This window comes from Bradyrhizobium sp. Unk1, assembly GCF_059512345.1.
This window is the reverse complement of record NZ_JCAMOP010000001.1, coordinates 370141-388836: the sequence shown is the minus strand read 5'-3', so window position 1 is coordinate 388836 and position 18696 is coordinate 370141. Positions and strand designations below refer to the sequence as shown.

The 18696-nt window shown below is 64.6% G+C and carries 18 protein-coding genes; 7 read left to right on the top strand and 11 right to left on the bottom strand.

The window, feature by feature from the left end; translation table 11 throughout:
- Positions 1-7: 7 nt before the first annotated feature.
- Positions 8-220 (top strand): hypothetical protein, encoded by a 213-nt coding sequence (locus AC5ZFO_RS01635; RefSeq protein WP_282518698.1) that lies wholly within the window; start codon positions 8-10, stop codon positions 218-220.
- Positions 221-223: 3 nt separating this feature from the next.
- Here AC5ZFO_RS01635 and AC5ZFO_RS01630 read toward each other — a convergent pair whose 3' ends face one another.
- The 6 genes from AC5ZFO_RS01630 to AC5ZFO_RS01605 all read right to left on the bottom strand — a co-directional run bounded on the left by AC5ZFO_RS01630 (position 224) and on the right by AC5ZFO_RS01605 (position 7600).
- The gene (locus AC5ZFO_RS01630; protein WP_247308604.1) at positions 224-802 is read right to left on the bottom strand and encodes a GNAT family N-acetyltransferase; all 579 of its coding nucleotides are present in this window, start codon (positions 800-802) and stop codon (positions 224-226) included.
- A gap of 6 nt (positions 803-808) precedes the next feature.
- Complete coding sequence (locus tag AC5ZFO_RS01625; RefSeq protein ID WP_282518697.1) at positions 809-3166, bottom strand: Orn/Lys/Arg family decarboxylase; 2358 nt, start codon at positions 3164-3166, stop codon at positions 809-811.
- A 96-nt stretch (positions 3167-3262) separates the two neighbouring features.
- Positions 3263-5467, bottom strand: a complete 2205-nt coding sequence (locus AC5ZFO_RS01620) for a xanthine dehydrogenase family protein molybdopterin-binding subunit (RefSeq protein WP_282518696.1) — start codon at positions 5465-5467, stop codon at positions 3263-3265.
- Positions 5468-5474: 7 nt separating this feature from the next.
- The gene (locus tag AC5ZFO_RS01615) at positions 5475-6491 is read right to left on the bottom strand and encodes an FAD binding domain-containing protein (protein WP_282518695.1); all 1017 of its coding nucleotides are present in this window, start codon (positions 6489-6491) and stop codon (positions 5475-5477) included.
- Positions 6488-6979, bottom strand: coding sequence for a (2Fe-2S)-binding protein (locus AC5ZFO_RS01610; RefSeq protein WP_282518693.1), 492 nt, complete (start codon positions 6977-6979; stop codon positions 6488-6490). Before AC5ZFO_RS01610 ends, AC5ZFO_RS01615 begins: the two co-directional genes overlap by 4 nt.
- Positions 6980-7120: 141 nt before the next feature.
- The gene (locus AC5ZFO_RS01605; protein WP_282518691.1) at positions 7121-7600 is read right to left on the bottom strand and encodes an Lrp/AsnC family transcriptional regulator; all 480 of its coding nucleotides are present in this window, start codon (positions 7598-7600) and stop codon (positions 7121-7123) included.
- Between the two features lie 133 nt (positions 7601-7733).
- On the opposite strand from AC5ZFO_RS01605, the gene ald reads away from it, so the two are divergent.
- Positions 7734-8849, top strand: coding sequence for an alanine dehydrogenase (gene ald / locus AC5ZFO_RS01600; protein ID WP_282518690.1), 1116 nt, complete (start codon positions 7734-7736; stop codon positions 8847-8849).
- Positions 8850-8852: 3 nt separating this feature from the next.
- Here ald and AC5ZFO_RS01595 read toward each other — a convergent pair whose 3' ends face one another.
- The 5 genes from AC5ZFO_RS01595 to AC5ZFO_RS01575 form a co-directional block, all read right to left on the bottom strand.
- Positions 8853-9251 carry a DsbA family protein gene (locus tag AC5ZFO_RS01595; RefSeq protein WP_496121150.1) on the bottom strand — a complete coding sequence of 133 codons (399 nt, stop codon included), beginning with the start codon at positions 9249-9251 and terminating at the stop codon, positions 8853-8855.
- Positions 9248-9475, bottom strand: a complete 228-nt coding sequence (locus AC5ZFO_RS01590; RefSeq protein ID WP_496121148.1) for a hypothetical protein — start codon at positions 9473-9475, stop codon at positions 9248-9250. Before AC5ZFO_RS01590 ends, AC5ZFO_RS01595 begins: the two co-directional genes overlap by 4 nt.
- A gap of 200 nt (positions 9476-9675) precedes the next feature.
- Entirely contained in the window at positions 9676-11586 is a 1911-nt protein-coding gene (locus AC5ZFO_RS01585) for a flavin-containing monooxygenase (RefSeq protein ID WP_282518688.1), read from the bottom strand.
- Positions 11583-12224, bottom strand: coding sequence for a TetR/AcrR family transcriptional regulator (locus AC5ZFO_RS01580; protein WP_282518687.1), 642 nt, complete (start codon positions 12222-12224; stop codon positions 11583-11585). The genes AC5ZFO_RS01585 and AC5ZFO_RS01580 overlap by 4 nt, the downstream gene beginning before the upstream one ends.
- Positions 12221-13714 (bottom strand): AMP-binding protein, encoded by a 1494-nt coding sequence (locus AC5ZFO_RS01575; protein WP_282518686.1) that lies wholly within the window; start codon positions 13712-13714, stop codon positions 12221-12223. The genes AC5ZFO_RS01580 and AC5ZFO_RS01575 overlap by 4 nt, the downstream gene beginning before the upstream one ends.
- 171 nt (positions 13715-13885) lie before the next feature.
- Between AC5ZFO_RS01575 and AC5ZFO_RS01570 the strand changes: the two genes are divergently transcribed.
- From AC5ZFO_RS01570 to AC5ZFO_RS01550, 5 genes are all read left to right on the top strand, one after another.
- Entirely contained in the window at positions 13886-15145 is a 1260-nt protein-coding gene (locus AC5ZFO_RS01570; RefSeq protein WP_282518682.1) for an ABC transporter substrate-binding protein, read from the top strand.
- 90 nt (positions 15146-15235) lie between these two features.
- Positions 15236-16138 carry a branched-chain amino acid ABC transporter permease gene (locus AC5ZFO_RS01565; RefSeq protein WP_496121144.1) on the top strand — a complete coding sequence of 301 codons (903 nt, stop codon included), beginning with the start codon at positions 15236-15238 and terminating at the stop codon, positions 16136-16138.
- Complete coding sequence (locus tag AC5ZFO_RS01560; protein WP_282518680.1) at positions 16135-17154, top strand: branched-chain amino acid ABC transporter permease; 1020 nt, start codon at positions 16135-16137, stop codon at positions 17152-17154. Before AC5ZFO_RS01565 ends, AC5ZFO_RS01560 begins: the two co-directional genes overlap by 4 nt.
- Positions 17155-17156: 2 nt before the next feature.
- A complete protein-coding gene (locus tag AC5ZFO_RS01555) occupies positions 17157-17912 on the top strand; it encodes an ABC transporter ATP-binding protein (RefSeq protein WP_282518679.1) in 756 nt (251 codons plus the stop codon).
- Positions 17909-18622, top strand: coding sequence for an ABC transporter ATP-binding protein (locus AC5ZFO_RS01550; protein WP_282518678.1), 714 nt, complete (start codon positions 17909-17911; stop codon positions 18620-18622). Before AC5ZFO_RS01555 ends, AC5ZFO_RS01550 begins: the two co-directional genes overlap by 4 nt.
- The last annotated feature ends 74 nt before the right edge of the window (positions 18623-18696 follow it).

Sequence of the window (18696 nt, the reverse complement as noted above, 5' to 3'; positions counted from 1 at the left end):
AGGTCCCATGTCAACTTATGTCGTCAGGTTCATGAAGGACGTGCTCGGCCAGTACGGCCGGCAGATCGAGGTTTGCCAGGGCACGCTCGAAATCGACGCCACCGACGAGGACGAAGCCAGGGAGCGGGCGAAGGCGAGGTTTTGCAAGGACCAGGCGTTGCATCATTGGTCGCTGCATGCCGACCGGATCCAGGTCAGACCGGCTGACTTTCCCTCGTAAGGTCTAACGGCCCGGTGCCGTTAGCGTCGGCGGTGCGGTGACGCCCGCGCCGAGCGATCGCTGCACCATGACCGTGTCGGACCAGCGGCCGTGGCGATAGGCGACACCGCAGAGCAGGCCGGCGCGCGCGAAGCCGAACTTTTCGTGCAGCGCCAGCGAGGGCGCGTTGTCGGCATCGATATAGCCGATCATCTGGCGGAAGCCGGCCGCCGCACACGCATCGATCATTCCCTGGAGCAGCAGCCGTCCGACGCCGCGACCGAGATGCTCGTGATGGACGTAGATCGAATGCTTGGCGGTGTAGCGGTAGGCCGGGCGCTTGCGGAACAGCACGGCATAGGCATAGCCGACCACCTCGCCGCGATAGGTCGCGACCAGATGCGGCAGGCGGGTCTGCTTCAGGTTCTTGCGGCGGTCGCGCAGATCGTCCGGTTCGGGCGCGCCGGTTCCCTCGACGTCGCGCGGCACCCCATTGCGGACGTGATGGCGGTAGATCGCCAGCATCGCCTCGACGTCGCTCTCCCGTGAGGGGCGGACCAGAACCGGTTCGTCATCTGTACGCGCAATCGCTGTTTCGTTCATCGGCACCTACTCGGCAACGACGTAAGTATAGAGGCCGATGCGGCCCTGTGCATCGATCTCCTTGTAGACTCCCTGGATTTCCACATCGAACCCCGGGAACGTGTTGAAGCAGGTCTCGAACATCTTGAGATAATCCACCATGGGCTTGGCCCGCTCCGTCAGCCGCTCGCCGGGCACGATGGTGGCGATGCCGGGCGGGTAGACCACGAAGGGCGTGGTGGCGATACGGCCCGCGATCGCCTCGATCGGGAGATAGTCGACGTCGTTCTTGAACAGATAGCGTGCGGCATCGCGGGGCGACATCGCGATCTCGGGCATGTGCTCGGGCATGAACTGCCGGGCCTGGAGGGCGCTGACATCGGCGGCGCGGAAGAAGCGGTGCATGTCGCCGCAGAGATCGCGCAGCCGTACGCCGGCATAGCGCGCCTGACGCCGCTGGTAGAATTCAGGGATGACGTCGGCCAGCAACGCGTTGTCGTCATGCAACCTCTTGAATGCGACGAGGCCGGAGATCAGCGTACCGGCTTTGCTCGCCTCGACGCCGGGGGTGAGCAGGAAGAGCAGGGAGTTGAGGTCGTTCTTTTCAGGGACGATGCGGTTTTCGCGCAAGTACTGCGCGACCACAGGCGCGGGGATGCCGTGCTCGGCATAGGCGCCGGTGGTGCGATCGAAGCCGGGCGTCAGCAGCGTCAGCTTGTTCGGATCAGTCATGGCAAAGCCTTCCGCAAGATCGGGAAAGCCGTGCCAGTTGGTATCTGGCGAAAGCTGCCACAGCGCCGGATTGGTGGCGAGCTCATCGGTGGAGAGGGTCTCCCAGGCGACATTGTGGGCGGCGCCGGGGCGGCTGACGTCGGGAATGGCGACGCGATCGGGAACGAAGGGCTCGAAGAACCAGCGGCGATCCGGATTTTGCTCCTTCTCCTCGAACTCCCGGCGCATCGCGCGGATCTTCTTGCGCAGCTCGATGCCGAGGCGGATCGTGTCGTCCCACAGGACCTCGCCCGAGCGGCCCTTCATCATCTGCGCGCCGACGTCGAGGGAGGCGAACAGCGGGTAGAACGGCGAGGTCGAGGCGTGCTGCATGAAGCTCTCGTTGAAGCGGCGGTGTTCGACCCGCCGCTTCTGGCCGCGGATGTGGCGGTCCTTGATGTGGATCTGGGAGGCCTGCGAGAAGCTCGCGAGCTGCTTGTGGGTGGATTGCGTCGCGATGATGCCGGGCGCTTCGGGAGGAAGATTCGCCAGCCCCATGGCGAAGCGGCCGGCATAGAGCGGGTGGAACTTCATGAAGCCTGCCCAGGCCTCGTCGAACAGGATGTATTCGCAGAGATGGCCGATGCGCTTCAGGATCATTTCGGCGCTGTGGATCGTGCCGTCATAGGTGCATTGCTCGACCACGGCGACGCGGAATGGCCGCTCCTTGCGCCAGGCGTCTTTGTCGGTCACCAGCGGATGGTTGCGGATCGCCTCGCGCACGGCCTTTTCGTCGAGCATGTCCCAGCGCATCGGGCCGATCAGGCCCCAGGCGTTGCGGATGGTCGGTACGTAGACCGGGACGCCGCCATTGATCATCAGCGCGCCGTGATGGGCGGCCTTGTGGTTGTTGCGGTCGAACAGCACGAGGTCGCCGTCGGTGACGAGGGCGCCGAGCGCGACCTTGTTCGAGGTCGAGGTGCCGTTGAGCACGAAATAGGTCTTCTCCGCGCCAAAAATCTGCGCGGCTTCCTTCTGCGCCCTCAGCGCGGGACCCTCATGGGTGAGGAGGTCGCCGAGGTCGAGCACGGAATTGTCGAGGTCGTCGCGGAACACGGATTCGCCGAGATGCTCGACGAAGACCCGGCCGATCGGACTGCGGTTGTAGAACACGCCGCCATTGTGACCCGGACAGGTCCAGAGCTGGTTGCCTTCCTCGGCATAATCGACCAGCGCCCCGAAGAACGGCGTCTTCAGCGTCTCGGCGTATTGCTTGAGCCGGCTGATCAAATTCTTGGCGATGAAGGTCGGCGTCTCCTCGGAGAGGAAGACATAGCCGTCGATGAAGTCGAGCACCTCGACCGGCAAATCCTCGAAGCGCTTGCGTCGGATCAGGAGGATGATCGGGAAGTCGAGGCCGCGGCGCCGCATCAGGTTGATCAGCGCCGAGGTCTTCCCCTCGAGGCCCTTCTTGCCCCAGTCCACCACCATGCAGCCGATCGCGGCGTCGGTCTGCACCGCGATCTCGGCGTCCTCCAACCTGCGGGCCCTCACGACCTCGAAGCCGGAGCGCTGGATCTCCTCGATAATCTGGTTGAAGCGGATGCCTTCCAGATCGTCGGCGTCGAACACAGGTGCGGCGAACAGGAAGTTGAAGCGCTTGAAATAATCCATGGTGTGTCCCGAATCTACAGAGACTGGCAGGTCTCTGCACTTTCGATGACAGTTTTATGACAGTCGCCCGATCCAGCGGGGATCGTGTGACGGCGATCAGTCCAGCAACTTGTCCAGCGTGATCGGGAAGCGCCGGATGCGCTTGCCGGTGGCGTGATAGACTGCGTTCGCGATCGCCGCAGGCACGCCGACGATGCCGATCTCGCCAATGCCCTTGACGCCCAGCTGGTTGATCCGGTCGTCGGGTTCGTCGACGAAGATGACGTCGATGTCGTGAACGTCGGCATTCACGGGAATGTGGTACTCGGCGATGTTCGCGTTCATGATCCTGCCGAAGCGGTGATCCATCACCGTCTCCTCGTGCAGCGCCATTCCGATGCCCCAGACCACGCCGCCCATGATCTGGCTGCGGCCGGTCTTGGTATTGAGGATCCGGCCGGCGGCGACGGCGCTCACGACGCGCGTGACGCGGATGACGCCCAGTTCTTCGTCGACCTTGACCTCGGCGAAGACCGCCGAATGGGTGTTGCGCGCGTGCGACCTGTCCTCCGCGAAATGATTGAGCTTCTGCTTCTCGATCCGCTCGAGCTTGCCGTGACGCATCGCGTCGGCGATCGAGACGGCACGGGCCTTGTCGCCGGCCTTGGCGATCGCGCCGTCGACCAGGATCACGTCGGGCGCATCGACGCCGCCGAGGGGCGAGGCGGGTATCGCCTTGGCAAGCCGTGCGAGCTCCTGGCGAATGTCTTCGGCCGCGCCCAGCACGGCGTGCGCGGCCGACGCCGCCATCCAGGAACCGCCTTCGACAGGGGCCTGCGGCAAGGTCGAATCGGCAAGCTTCACGTCGATATTCTCGATCGGCAGTCCAAGTGCGTCGGCGGCCACTTGTGCCACGATGGTGTAGGTGCCGGTGCCGATATCGGAGGCGGCGCAGGATACTTCGGCATGGCCGTTCGACGTCAGCACGATGCGGACAGCGACCGGCATCTGAAGCGCCTCCCACACCCCCGTCGCCATGCCCCAGCCGACCAGCTCCTTGCCGTTGCGCATGGAGCGCGGCGCAGGATTGCGTCGGCTCCAGCCGAAGGCTTCCGCGCCGCGGGCGTAGCATTCGCGCAGCTGCTTGCTGGTGTAGGGCAGGTCTTCACTCTGGTCGCGGTCCGAATAGCACTTCAGCCGCAGCTCGATCGGGTCGAGCTTGAGCGCGACGGCCAGCTCGTCCATGGCGCATTCGAGCGCGCAGACGCCGGAGGCGGCACCGGGCGCGCGCATGTCGCAGGGCGTGGACACGTCGAGATCGACGAGCTTGTGGGAGAAGAGGCTGTTCGGGCTCTTGTACAGCTGTTCCGCCCAGCCGGTGTCATTGCGCGAAAAATCCTCGTAGCGCGAAGTCACGGCAGTGGCTTCGTGCGTGACGGCATCGAGCGTGCCGTCAGGCTTTGCGCCGAGCGCGACGCGCTCGATGGTCATCGGCCGGTAGCCGAGCCCGTACATCTGCTGCCGTGTCAGGACGACACGAACGGATCGCTTGAGTTCGAGCGCGGCAAGCACCGCCAGCACCACCTGGTATTGCGGCCGCAATCCGGAGCCGAAGGCGCCGCCGACATAGGGCGAGACCACGCGGAGGTCATCGGGCCTCTTGTTGAACACACCGCATAGATATTTGTGGACGTTCTGGACACCTTGCGTCTTGTCATGGACGGTAAGCCTGCCGCTGCCATCGCGGACCACCGTGGTCGCATAAAGCTCCATCGGGTTGTGGTGTTCGGTCGGCAGGACGTAATCCGCCTGGTGCCGCACGGCGGCCCCAGCCAGCGCCGCGGCGGCGTCGCCGCGCGGCTTGTGTGGCCGATCCACTTTGCCGGCCTTGCCATGTTCGGATTCGAGATCCGTCGCAAATGCCTCCCGGTCGTATTCAACACGCACGCGGGTCGCAGCGAACTTGGCGGTTTCCCAATCATCCGCCACGACGAGCGCGATCGGCTGGCCGTTGAACCTGATCCTGTCGTCATAGAGCGGGCGGAAAGGCGAGCCCTTCTCCGGCGCCACCTCGTCCTTCCAGGCATCGTCATTGTCGGCGAGGGGCGGACGATGCGCATGCGTGAGCACGTCGACCACGCCCTTCACTTGCAGCGCGTCGCTGGCGTCGAGGCGAGCGATGCGTCCGCGCGGAATCGTGGACTCGACGACGAAGCCGTGGAGGAGGCCGTCCGCCGGAAATTCGCCGGCATATTTGGCGGCTCCGGTGACCTTGGCGCGGCCATCGACGCGGGACGTTGGCGTTCCGACATAGGCTTTCATCGGTCCCTCACGCGATTTTTTTGTGAGCCTGTGATTGTGGCGTGGCGCTGGCGGCCTGTATCAGCGTCCGCGCGATGGCGCGGCGTGCGAGCTCAATCTTGAAGCGGTTATGTGCGCGGGCCGTTGCCCCGTGCAGCAGCAGATCGGCAGCGCGCGAGAAGTGATCCGACGTCGCCGCCCGGCCGCGCAACGCCGCTTCGGCCTCGAGGCTGCGCCAGGGCTTGTGAGCCACGCCGCCGAGCGCCAGGCGGGCTTCGCTGATCGCGTTGCCATCCAGTTCGAGCGCGGCCGCGACCGAGACCAAAGCAAAAGCATAGGACAGCCGGTCACGGATTTTCAGATAGCTGTAGTTGCGGGCAAAGCCGTGCTTTGGAAGTTCGACGGCCGCGATGATCTCGCCGGTGCCGAGATTTGTGTCGACGTGAGGTTTGTCCTCCGGGAGCCGATGGAAATCAGTCAATGCGATCGTGCGCTGGCCGGAGGGACCTGCGATGTGCACGAGCGCACCGAGCGCGACAAGTGCGACGCTCATGTCGGACGGGTTGGTCGCGATGCAGGACGCGCTCGTGCCGAGGATTGCGTGATTGCGGTTGAGGCCGTCGATTGCCGAGCAGCCGCTGCCGGGCTCTCGCTTGTTGCAAGGCGTCGCCGTGTCATAAAAGTATGCGCAGCGCGTGCGCTGCATCAGGTTGCCGCCAACGGAGGCCATATTGCGCAATTGCGCGGAAGCGCCGGCGAGGATGGCGGCGGCGAGCAGGGGATAGCGCTGCTCGACGAGCGGATGGTAAGCGAGGTCCGAATTCGGCACCAAGGCGCCGATGCGCAGCCCGCCATCGGCGGTCTCCTCGATGTCGCGGAGCGGCAGGCGGGAGATGTCAATCAGCCGGGAGGGCCGCTCGACATTTTCCTTCATCAAGTCGATCAGATTGGTGCCGCCGGCAATCAGCTTGGCGCCGGGATCGGCGGCCAGCAGGCGGATCGCATCGGCGACGTCGGTGGCGCGGGAATATTGGAAGTTGTTCATGGCCGGCCCATTGCCTGCTGGATCGCGGCGACGATGTTCGGATAGGCGCCGCAGCGGCAGAGATTTCCGCTCATCAGCTCTCTGATCTCGTCGGCATCCCGGGCGCGGCCTTCGGCCAAAAGGCCCGCCGCCGAGCAAATCTGTCCCGGCGTGCAATAGCCGCACTGAAAGGCGTCGTGGTCGATGAACGCCTGTTGCAGGGGATGAAGCGTTAGGTCCTTGGCAAGCCCTTCGATCGTCGTGATCTCGGCGCCGTCCTTCATGACGGCGAGCGTCAGGCAGGAATTGACGCGCCGTCCGTCGATCAGCACGGTGCAGGCGCCGCATTGGCCGTGATCGCAGCCCTTCTTGGTGCCGGTCAGCTCGAGATGGTCGCGCAAGGCGTCCAGGAGCGTGGTCCAAGGCACCAGGTCGAGCGTGTGTCTGACGCCATTGACCACGAGATTGATCGGAATGCGGTCGGGAATTTGATTTGCGGCGTCGGCCATGTCGTCTCCCCTGCGACGGAGGCCGAGCCGAGACATCTAGCCGTGTTGATGCGAGGGCGCATCGTCTCTGGTGGCCAGTAGCGCCAACGGGCAACCGGTCGCTTGGTTCCTTGCGACGAATTGTCTCTTCGACGTGGGCGGTCAGCGTTTGGCTTCGCCGAAGACCACCGTCGGAACCGCGCGGTTGACGATCTCGCGCAGCGCAAAGCTCGATTGCACTCGCGCCACGCGCGGCAGGCGCGACAGTTCGGTACGGTGGATGCGCTCGAAATCCTGGATGTCGCGGGCGAGCACGATCAGGATGTAGTCGTCGGTGCCCGACATCAGGAAGCAGCGCACGACGGAGGGGCATTTCACCACCTCCGCCTCGAACGCCTTCAGCGCCTCGTCGCTCTGGCTCTCCAGCGCAATGCGGACCAGCACTGTCGTGGTGAGGCCGAACTGGGCGAGATCGAGCGCGGCCTGGTAGGCCTGGATATAGCCGTCGTCCTCCAACGCCTTCTGCCGCCGCGCCAGCGCCGTGCTTGATAGCCCGACCTTGTTGGCGAGCTCGGTGTGGCTGGCCCGCGCATTGGTGGTGAGTTCCGCGAGGATGGCGAGATCTTTCCGGTCGAGGGCCAAGGTTTCGTTTCCAGCGTGAAAGGGCGTTTGCACGCCGGAAACCGGCGCGGGGAGGTCGAAGCTAGCGGATATTTGCACGAAACCAAACCGGCCACGCCGTTACGATCGTGAGGTGAATCAAAAGGAGCCCAAAATGCGCGTCGGTGTGCCCAAGGAGATCAAGGTGCAGGAATATCGCGTCGGGCTGACCCCAGGCGCCGTCCGCGAATATGTCGCGGCCGGGCACCAGGTGACTGTCGAGACCGGCGCCGGCAGCGGCATCGGCGCTTCCGACGAGGTGTACCAGCGGGCAGGCGCCGCGATCGCGGAGAACGCCCGCGACATCTTCGCCAGCTCCGACATGATCGTGAAGGTGAAGGAGCCGCAGAAGAGCGAATGGGCCCAACTCCGCGAAGGCCAGATCCTCTTTACCTACCTCCATCTTGCGCCGGATCCCGAACAGGCCAAGGGCCTGCTCGCTTCCGGTTGCACTGCGATCGCCTATGAAACCGTCACCGACGCGGCCGGTCACCTCCCCCTGCTTGCGCCGATGAGCGAAGTCGCTGGCCGCCTCGCCATCGAGGCCGCCGGCGCCGCGCTCAAGCGATCGGCCGGCGGCCGCGGGGTGTTGCTCGGCGGCGTGCCCGGCGTGCAGCCGGCGCGCGTCGTCGTGCTCGGCGGCGGCGTGGTGGGAACGCAGGCCGCGCGCATGGCGGCGGGCCTCGGTGCGGAAGTCACTGTGATCGACCGCTCGATTCCTCGTCTGCGCGAGCTGGACGATGTGTTTCTCGGGCGGGTGCGCACCCGCTTCTCGACCATCGAAGCGGTCGAGGACGAGGTGTTCGCCGCCGACGTCGTGATCGGGGCGGTGCTGGTGCCGGGCGCCAGCGCACCAAAGCTCGTCACGCGCGCGATGCTCAAGTCGATGCGGCCGGGCGCCGTGCTGGTCGACGTCGCGATCGACCAGGGCGGCTGCTTCGAGACCTCGCATCCGACCACGCACGCCGATCCGACCTATCAGGTCGACGGCGTCGTGCATTATTGCGTCGCCAACATGCCGGGCGCGGTGCCGGTGACGTCGAGCCAGGGACTGAACAACGCGACGCTGCCGTTCGGCCTGATGCTCGCGAACAAGGGCTTTGCCGCGGTCCTGGAAAATCCGCATTTGCGCAACGGACTGAACGTGCATCGTGGCCGCATAACCAACAAGGCGGTTGCCGAGAGTCTCGGGCTGGAATTTGCCCCGGTTGAGAGCGGCCTCGCCGCGTAACGGCTACACTGATTTGCGGTGGCGGCTGCCGAGCGCGGCTTCGATCGTTTCCGGACGCTCGATCCGCTCGATCAGCATGTCGATGCGATCACCGCCCCAGAACAGCTCGCCGTTGAACACCATGGTCGGCACGCCGAACACGCCGAGTGCTTCGGCCTCGTCGATGATGCGGTCGTGCTCGGCGCGGGCAGGGCCGTTAACGTAGGCTTCGAACTCGCTTGCCGAGCCGCCGCACGATTTGATGACGTCCGCGATTGCGGCGAGATCGTCGATCTCCAGCTCATGGCTCCAGAATTTGCGGAACACCGCGTCGTGATAGGAGCGGAAGAACCCGTGCCGCTGTGCGAACAGCATTCCAACGCTGGAATAGAAGGCGTCGTAGATCCGGCGTGGCCCTTTCATGACGAGCCCTTGCGCATTGGCATAGCGCCGCGGTAGCGCACCTTGCGCCAGAAATGCGGCGTGCGCTCCTCGACTGTCCCCATGAATTCGGCGACGCGCAGCGTATACGGCAGCCATTCGAGCTCGAAGCCATGCGTCTCCTCGAGTTCGAACAGGCGCTTGTTGGCGACGAACGCGTAGGGGCTTTTGTAGTCGGTGTAGATGCGGACAAGCGGCTTGGGCATTGGCGTTTCCCTTTTTCTTCCTTCTCCCCTTGTGGGAGAAGGTGGCGCGAAGCGCCGGATGAGGGGTATCTGTCCACTCGCGCTACCGTTCGTGAGGATAGAACCCCTCACCCGGCTTCGCTTTGCGAAGCCACCCTCTCCCGCAAGGGGAGAGGGTGCACCGTCGTCGCCGCACGATCAATGTCCCCAGGTCCCTGCGCTCACCCCTTCGTCAACCGATACTGTCCCAGATCCGGATCATGCGTCATGCGCCAGTAGTCCACGAACCGCCAGGGCATCGCGGAAAACACACGGCCGCTCGAATTGCGATAATAGGTGCTCATGCCGGGATGGGTCCAGATCATCGCCTCGTGCTCGGCATCGACCTTGCGGACGTAGTCGTCGAGCACGTCCTGACGGACGTCGATGGCGGCGACGTCCTGCTCGATCATGTCGGCGAGGCAGGTGGAAATATAGCGGCTCTGACATTCCGACTGGAAGATGACGCTGCCGCCGTGGGCGGGGCCGGAGTTCGGGCCGAGCATGCAGAAGAAGTTCGGAAAGCCCGGGACGGTGAGGCCGAGGAACGCGGTCGGATTGTCGTTGGCCCAGGCCTTGCGCAGATCCTTGCCGCCGCGGCCGCTGATGTTGAGGCGGGCCGCCATCTCCGTCACCTTGAAGCCGGTCGCGACCACGATGATGTCCGCGGGGCGGTGCTCACCGTCAGCGGTGACGATGCCGTCGCGATCGAAATGATCGATCGCGCCGGTGACGAGCTCGACATTGTCCCGCGTGAGCGTCCTGAACCAGTTGTTGTCGAGCAGGATGCGCTTGCCATAGGGCGGATAGGTCGGCACGCATTTGGCGATCAGGTCGGGCCGGTCCTTCAGCTCGTTAAGGATGAAATCGGTCAGCTCCTGGCGATGCCGGTCATTGCCCTTGTTGACGGCGCGCTCGGGATGCGGCCAGGCCGGGTCCTTGCGCAGGAACGGCAGCAAGCCGTCGCCATAGCGCCAGAACATGTTGAAGCGATACCACTGCACATAGAACGGCAGATGCGCGAGCAGCCAGCGCGCGCCCTCGCTGATCGGATCGGAATAGCCCTTCACGGGCCGCGCCCATTGCGCGCTGCGCTGATAGACCGTGACGGACGCGACGCGGCCGGCGATCGACGGCACCAGCTGCATCGATGTCGCGCCGGTGCCGATCACGGCAACATGCTTGCCTTCGAGATTGATGTCGTCCGACCACAGGGCCGAATGCAGGATCGTGCCCTTGAAGTCTTCCTCGCCTTTAAAGCGGGCGCGCGAGGGATCGTTAAGCTGGCCGATGGCCGAGACCAGTGCGGTGGACTCAAAGGTCTCTTCGCCGCTCTTCGTCTTCAGCGTCGAGATCCAGCGCCGCTTGCCCTCGTCCCAGCGCGACGCCGTCAGCTCGGTATTGACGCGCAGATGCTTGCGGATGCCGTATTCCTCGGCGACCTTCAGCAGATAGCCGAGCAGCTCCTCGCGCTGGCAGAAATAGCGCGTCCATGCATTGCCCGAGCCGAACGAGTAGGAATAGGAATGGTTCGGCGTATCGACGCCGCAACCGGGATAGCGGTTGATCCACCAGGTGCCGCCGAGCTCGGCGTTCTTCTCGACGATGGTGTAGGGGATGCCGAGATGGCCGAGTGCCACGCCGAGCGCGATGGCGCAAACGCCGGCGCCGACGATCAGGACATGCTGGCCGGCAAGCTTCTCGTCGGAAGGGCGCTTCGTCCACTGCGGCTCGCGCGCCACAAAGCCCATCTCCTCGCGCATCAGGGGCGCATATTCCGGCGCGACGTTCTCGCCGAGGCACGCGCGCATCATCTTGAGCAGCAGCTCTTCGCCGGGATCGGTGATGACGGGTTTTGGCGTGCCGTCGGCAAACAGCTTGACCACTGCGGCACGGATTTCGTCCTGGACCTCCCGGGGCACGCCAGCCTCGGGATCGGGAATGAGACGGATGTCGCGCTTGGGCAAGTAGGGCGGCTCGAGCCAGCGCTCATCGCCGGTCATGTGCACCAGCACCATCAGCAGGCAGCGGATATCGCCTTCGGCGATCGCGGAGACGAGATCGAGCGGCTTTTGTGGAGATGCGATGTTCATGGCGTGTCCTGATCTCCGGATGCGCTGAAAAGGCCGCGCGTCATCAGCTTGCGATAGGCTGAGATGACGTGGTCCGGCACGGCGGTGACGCCGCCGGCCGAATAGGAGTAGCGGCGGCTGAGATAGCCGCGCGAGCCCATCAGCATGTGGACGATCGCCTCGAATTCCTCGTCGCTGTAATCCTCGATCGCTCCTGCCGCTCGTGCGCGGCGCAAGATGCGGACATAGGCGACCGAGATGTTGTCGAGATGTTTCTGGTAGCCGATGGGCGCGAAGAATTCAGCCTCGTTGAGGATGCGCAGGAACTCCGGCACCTCGCGGATAAAGTCGAAGAAGGCGGAAAAGCGCGCGATCTCCTGCCGCGCGGCATCGGCGGTGCCGGTGCGGGCGCGGATGAATTCCACCATGTCGAGGCCGATCTTCGGCAGCAGCTGATCGAGCAGCTCCTGCCGGTTCTCGAAATGATTGTAGAAGGTGCCTTGCGCGACGCCGGCTTCTTCCGTGATGCGGGCGACGGAGGCTTCGGCATAGCCATGCTTGCCGACGACCTTGGTCGCGGCGTCAAAGATCTTCTGCTTGGTCCAGGCGTTGCGCTCGACGCGGTTGAGCTTTGTGACCTTGGCATTCGCTTGCGTCATTCAGAGGTCTCCAGCTCGGCGCGCAGCACGCGCTTGAGGATCTTTCCGCTCGGATTCCGCGGCAGGCTGTCGCGGATGACGAGCTGCTTCGGCACCTTGAAGCTCGCCAGGCGCGTACGGCAGTGCTCGGTGAGGGCAGGGAGTTCAAGGCTTGCGCCTTCGGCCAGCACGACGATCGCGACCGGCCGCTCGCCCCAGCGCGCATCGCGCAGCCCGATCACCGCGACTTCGCGCACCTCGGGCAAATCGTAGATGACGCGCTCGACCTCTGAGGAGGCGATGTTCTCGCCGCCGGAGATGATCATGTCCTTCTTGCGGTCGGTCAGGTACAGGAAGCCTTCCTCGTCGAGATAGCCGACGTCGCCGCTGCGGAACCAGTCGCCGAAGAAGGCCGCCGCCGTCTTCGACGGATCCTTCCAATAGCCGCGCGTGATCTTCGGTCCGCGCAGGCAGATCTCGCCATTGACGTTCGGTGGCAGCGTCTTGCCGTCCTCGTCGCGGATCTCGATCTCGACGTGGGCGATGGCGCGCCCGGTTGAACCGATCTTCTCGAGCTCGCGGCCGGCTTCCATGAAAGTGTCGCCGCCGACGGTCTCGGTGAGGCCATAGGCATCGATGTAGCGCGCATTGCGGAAGAACTCCGAGAACGCGCGGATGCGCACCTCGGGCGTCTTCTCGCCGCCGCCGATCGCCCATCTCAGGCTGGAGACGTCGTAGCGATCGCGGGTGGGGCAGGTGAGCATCGCGGTGGTCATCACAGGCGCGAACCATGTCGCGTTCAGCTTGTCCTCCGCGATCGCCGCAAGCGCGGTCTCTGGGTCGAAATTGCGTTCGATGCGGATGAACCCGCCATGCCAGAGCACGGCGATGCCTGGCAGGTCGAGCGCGCCGACGTGGTAGAGCGGGCCGACGACGAGCAGTCGGGTCTCGGCGTTGATGCCGAGCGCAATCGTCTGGTCGGCGGACTTCCAGTAGAAATTATCGTAAGCGAGCATCACGCCTTTGGGGCGGTCGGTCGTACCCGAGGTGTACATCAACCGCATCAGGTCGGATGGCGCGCGGACGAGCATCGGCGCGGGCGCGGCCTCGCCCGCGAGGTGCGAGATGCTTTGCTGCGCGGCTTCGTTCAGCACGACAATTTTCGCGCCCGTTGCATTCGCGGCAAGTTCTTCATCGACGATCAACAACCGCGCGCCGGCATTGCCCGCGATGTAGCTGACCTCGTCGCGCGAAAGTCGAAAATTGATCGGCAAGAACACCGCGCCCAGATGGCTGGTGGCGAAGACGAGCTCCAGGAATGCCGCGCTGTTCTTCATCAGCACGGCCACGACGTCGCCCACGCCGATGCCCTGCGCGGCGAGCCAGCCGGCGGCCTGCCGGATGCGCGCATCGAAAACGGCGTAGGAGATCTCCTCGCCGCGATATTTCAGCGCGGGCCAGTCCGGCGTGCGCCGGGCGTGAAAGGTGATGAAGCTCGAAAGATTGATCATTTTGCGGGCTTTGGGCCGATTGTCGGCCTCGTTTTCTCCTTTGATGAATTATGACTCGTAATTCATCTTTGGCTTGACGTCACCCCCCAGCCTCTGAAATTGTTGGAAACACGGAGACGAGACGATCTCCGGCAAGGGACTGGAACGCCGACCCGAAAGAGGGAGGGGAAAATGACGAGAACCCGCATGCCGGGCATCAGCCGCCGTTCAACGCTGGCGCTGATGGGCGCCGGTGCGATGAGTGTTGCCGCGCCGTGGGTGGCGCGTGCGCAAGCCAAGACCATCAAGATCGGCATGCCGACGATTCTGTCGGGCCGCGTCGCGCAGCTCGGCACGTCGTCACGCAATGCGGTGATGCTCGAGGTCGACAAGGTCAACGCTGCCGGCGGACTTGCCGGCCGTCAGATCGAGATGGTGATCCGCGACTCCAAGGGCCAGCCGCAGGAAGCCGCTCGCGTCGCGCGCGAGCTCGTCAACACCGATGGTTGCGAGTGGTTGATCGACGGCGAGGCGTCGTCCGGATCGTTTGCGGTGCACGAAGTCGCGCGCGATCTCGGTGTGCTCTGCGTCCACACCTGCTCGGAGGCGTCCTCGCTGACGGCCGATCCGAAGCAGCACATCCCGAACGCGTTCCGTTGCGTGCGTCAGGGCATCCACGATTCCATCGTCGGCGGCAGCTATGCCGCTGGAATCGCGAAAGCCAAGGGCCTGAAGAAATGGGCGACCTGCTCGCCGGACTATGCCTATGGCCGCGACACCACCGGTGAGTTCACGCTGTACCTGAAGCGCTTCGCGCCCGACGTCGAGATCATCAGCGAGTCCTGGCCAAAACTGTTTCAGCCCGACTACACCGAAGTCGTGACCAAGATCCTCCAGGCCAAGCCGCAGGCGCTGTATTCCTGCCTGTGGGGCGGCGATCTCACCTCCTATATCGACCAGGCCAACATCTACGCGATGTTCGGCCAGATGGAGGTATTCGCGGTCAACATGGCCGACTACACCGCGCTCACCGTGGTGAAGAACCTGCCCAAGGGCATCCACTCCGGCAACCGCTACATCAAGACCTTCCCGACCACGCCGGAGAACGCGGCCTGGGGCGATGCCTACAAGGCGAAGTACAACGAATATCCGACCAACTGGTCATGGCAGAACGCGACGGCCGTGATGTTCCTCGCCGAGGCCGCGAAGAAGGCCAACTCCACCGACGGCAAGAAGATCGCGGAGGTGCTGAAGGGCCTCACCATCAAGTGCCCGTTCGGCGCCGACGGCACCGTGACGATGCGCGGCGACGACCACACGCTGGTCGGCTACGCCATCGGCTGGGGCACCACGATCCCGCAGGAGCCCTACGTACCCGAGGTCAAGGCCGGCGACTGGAAGACCATCTTCGAGCTCGAGGCCGAGTGGAAGAAGAGCAAGGGCTACACCTGATCCGATGCGCGGCGGGGACGGGCGACCGTCTCCGCCGTTTCTATTTGGCTCTCCGCGCCAAGTCCGGCGCGTCGCAATGAAAGTGCTCCCGTGGATCTCGACGCGCTTGCCGGCTGCCTCTCCAGTTCCGCCTGCCTGGTGACGCAAACCACCAGCGGCCTCATCATCGGCATGCTCCTGTTCCTGGTCGCAGTCGGGCTGACGCTGATCTTCGGCGTGCTCAAGGTCGTCAATTTCAGCCACGGCGCCTTCTACATGTTCGGCGCCTATTTCGCGATGACGGCCTATCAGCTCACCGGGAGCTTTGCGCTTGCGATGTTCGCGGGGGCGGCCGGCACCGCGGTTCTCGGCCTGATCTTCGAGCGCGTCTTCATGAGCCGCGTCTACGGCGCCGACGTGCTGATGCAGCTGCTCGTCTGCTACGCCTTCGTGCTGATCTTCGACGATGTCGTGCGCATCATCTGGGGGCCGGAATTCAAGTCGATGGGCATGCCCGCGGCATTCCAGGTGATGCCGCTGTTCATCGCCGGCGGCGTGGTGCCGCCTTACTACCTGCTGCTGATCGGCGTCGCGCTGGTCGCAGCGATCGTGCTCGGCATCGGATTGTCGCGCAGCCGCATCGGCAAGGTGATCCGGGCGGCGGCACATAATACCGGCATGGTCTCGGCGCTCGGCATCAACACCGGCCTGATCTATGGGGGCGTGTTCGCGCTCGGCGGCATGCTGGCCGGCCTTGCCGGCGCGCTCGCGGCGCCCGTGCGGTCGCTGACCCCCGGCATGGGATTTTCGGTGCTGATCGAATCCTTCATCGTCACCGTCATCGGCGGCATGGGCTCGATCCTGGGCGCTCTGATCGGCGCGCTGCTGCTCGGCCTTATCAGGTCCTTCGGCTCGCTCGGCTTTCCCCTGTTCACGGAAGGCCTGATGTACCTTTTCATGGTGATCGTGCTGGTCTCAAAACCCACCGGCCTGTTCGGCAAGGAGGCGGCATGACCGAGCTCGAGGCCGGACGTGCCGAAACGCTGGTCCCCGTGCGCAGCGGTGCGGCGCTGCAACGCTATCGCGACGTGCTGATCGCGCTCGTCGCCTTTGCCGTGCTCGCGAGCCTGCCGCTGTTCACCGGCAGCAAGGCGCTGCTCGATTTCCTCATCCGCTGCTCGGCTTACGGCCTGTTCGCGACCTCGCTGAACCTGCTGGTCGGCTACACCGGCCTGACCTCGTTCGGCCACGGCATGTTCTTCGGCTTAGGGGCCTACAGCTTTGGCCTGATCATGCAGAAGCTGGGCGTCCCCATTCCCGTGGCCTTCGTCGCGACGCTGGCGATCACGGCGGTGATCGCCGCAATCATCGGCGCGATCTGCGTGCGGCTGAAGGAGATCTATTTCGCCTTCGTCACGCTCGCCTTCCAGATGTTGATTCACTCGACCATCCTGTCCTGGGCGTCCTTCACCGGCGGCGACCAGGGCCTGCGCGGCGGCATTCCGCGACCCGTGTTCCTCGGCATCAATCTCGCCAACCACGTCCATCTCTACATCGCGAGCTGCGCGCTGTTGATCCTCGGCCTGCTCGCGATGCGTCAGATCGCGCAGTCGCCGTTCGGCTACACGCTGCGCATGATCCGCGACAACGCGGCGCGCGCGAGCTTCCTCGGCATCGACGTCTGGCGCGCAAAACTGACCGTCTTCGTGCTGGCGGCGCTGTTCGCGTCGATGGGCGGCATGGTGATGGCGCTGTTCGTGTCCGGCGCCTATCCGGAATTCGCCTATTGGACCATCTCGGGCGAGGGCATCTTCATCAACATGCTCGGCGGCGTCTCGACCTTCCTCGGACCGATGGTCGGCACGGTGCTGCTGCTTCTGCTCAACGACACCGTGACGCGCTTCACCGAGTACCACGGCATCGTGCTCGGCGTGGTCATCCTGTTCTTCGCGCTGGGCCTGCGCAAAGGCCTGCTGGATTTCGTCGCCGACTGGTTCGCGCACCGGCGCGAGACGGGCGAGGGGCGCTAGTCATGCTCGAGATCCGCAACCTTGCAAAATCCTTTGGTGGTGTGAAGGCGACCAACGACGTCACGCTCGACTTCCCCGACGGTTCGCTCACGGCGGTGATCGGACCGAACGGCGCCGGCAAGAGCACGTTCTTCAACCTGATTACCGGCGCCCTGAGGCCGGATTCTGGTCAGGTTCTGCTCGACGGCGTCGATCTCGCCGGCCGCTCGCCTCCGGAGATCGTGCGCCACGGCATCGGCCGTGCCTTCCAGGTCGCGAGCATCTTCAAATCCCTGACGGTGCAGGAGACCATGCTTGCCGCCGTCAGCGCCGACCAACGCACCTCCGCAGTGTTGCACAAGCGCTTTCCGCTGCCCGAGACACGCGACCGCGCCGAGCATGTGATGGAGCTGCTGGGCTTGGCGGGAAAGCGCAATCGCACGGCCGCAACGCTGTCGCATGGCGACCAGAAACTGCTCGACATTGCTCTCGCACTGGTGCTCGAACCAAAGGTGCTGCTGCTGGACGAGCCGACCGCCGGCATGGGCCCCGAAGAGCGCTGGCGCATGATCGACAAGGTCCGCGAGCTCTGGGACACCCAGAAGATCACCGTCGTCTTCATCGAGCACGACATGGACATCGTGTTCAAGATCGCACCAAAAATCGTCGTGCTCTGCTACGGCCGCATCCTTGCGACCGGCACGCCCGACGAGATCCGTAACAACAGTGCGGTGATTGAGGCCTATCTCGGCACCGAACATGCGGGGGCCGCCGCATGAACGCCGCCATCATCGAAGTCGCCGATCTCGACGTCTATTACGGCACCAGCCAGATCCTGTTCGGCGTCGGCCTCTCGGTGCGGCAGGGCGAGACTATGGCGCTGCTCGGGCGCAACGGGGCGGGCAAATCGACGACGATGAAGGCGATCATGGGACTGGCGCCGCCGCGTCGGGGCAGGATCAGCCTGCGCGGCGCGGTGATCTCGGGCCAGAAGCCGCATCATATCGCGCGCGCCGGTCTCGGCTTCGTGCCGGAGGATCGCCAGATCTTTCCGGAGCACACGGTCGAGGACAATCTCGTCATCGGTCGCAAGCGGGGGCCGGAGGGCCAGGACGAATGGCCAATCAGGCGCATCTATGAGGTCTTCCCGCTGCTGGAGCCGCTGCGCCATCGTATTGCCGGGCGCCTGTCAGGCGGGGAGCAGCAGATGCTCGCGATCGCGCGCACGCTGATGGGCAACCCGGCGCTGTTGCTGCTCGATGAGCCGAGCGAGGGCCTCGCGCCGATCATCGTGCAGCGGATCGGCGAGCTGTTGCGGCAGCTCCGACAGCTCGGATCGACCGTGCTGATCGCCGAGCAGAACATGCATTTCTGCCTGGGGCTGGCGAGCCACGCCACGGTGATCGACAAGGGCCAGATCGTCTACGCCGCTGGGATCGACGAGTTGAAGGCCAACGACGCGATCCGCCGCCGCTATTTGGCGCTGTAACCGGGTTCCGGAGCGCCAACCCGGCCCAAAGAAGAAAACTATTGTCTCGGGTTCGTCAGACGGAAGGAGTTTCC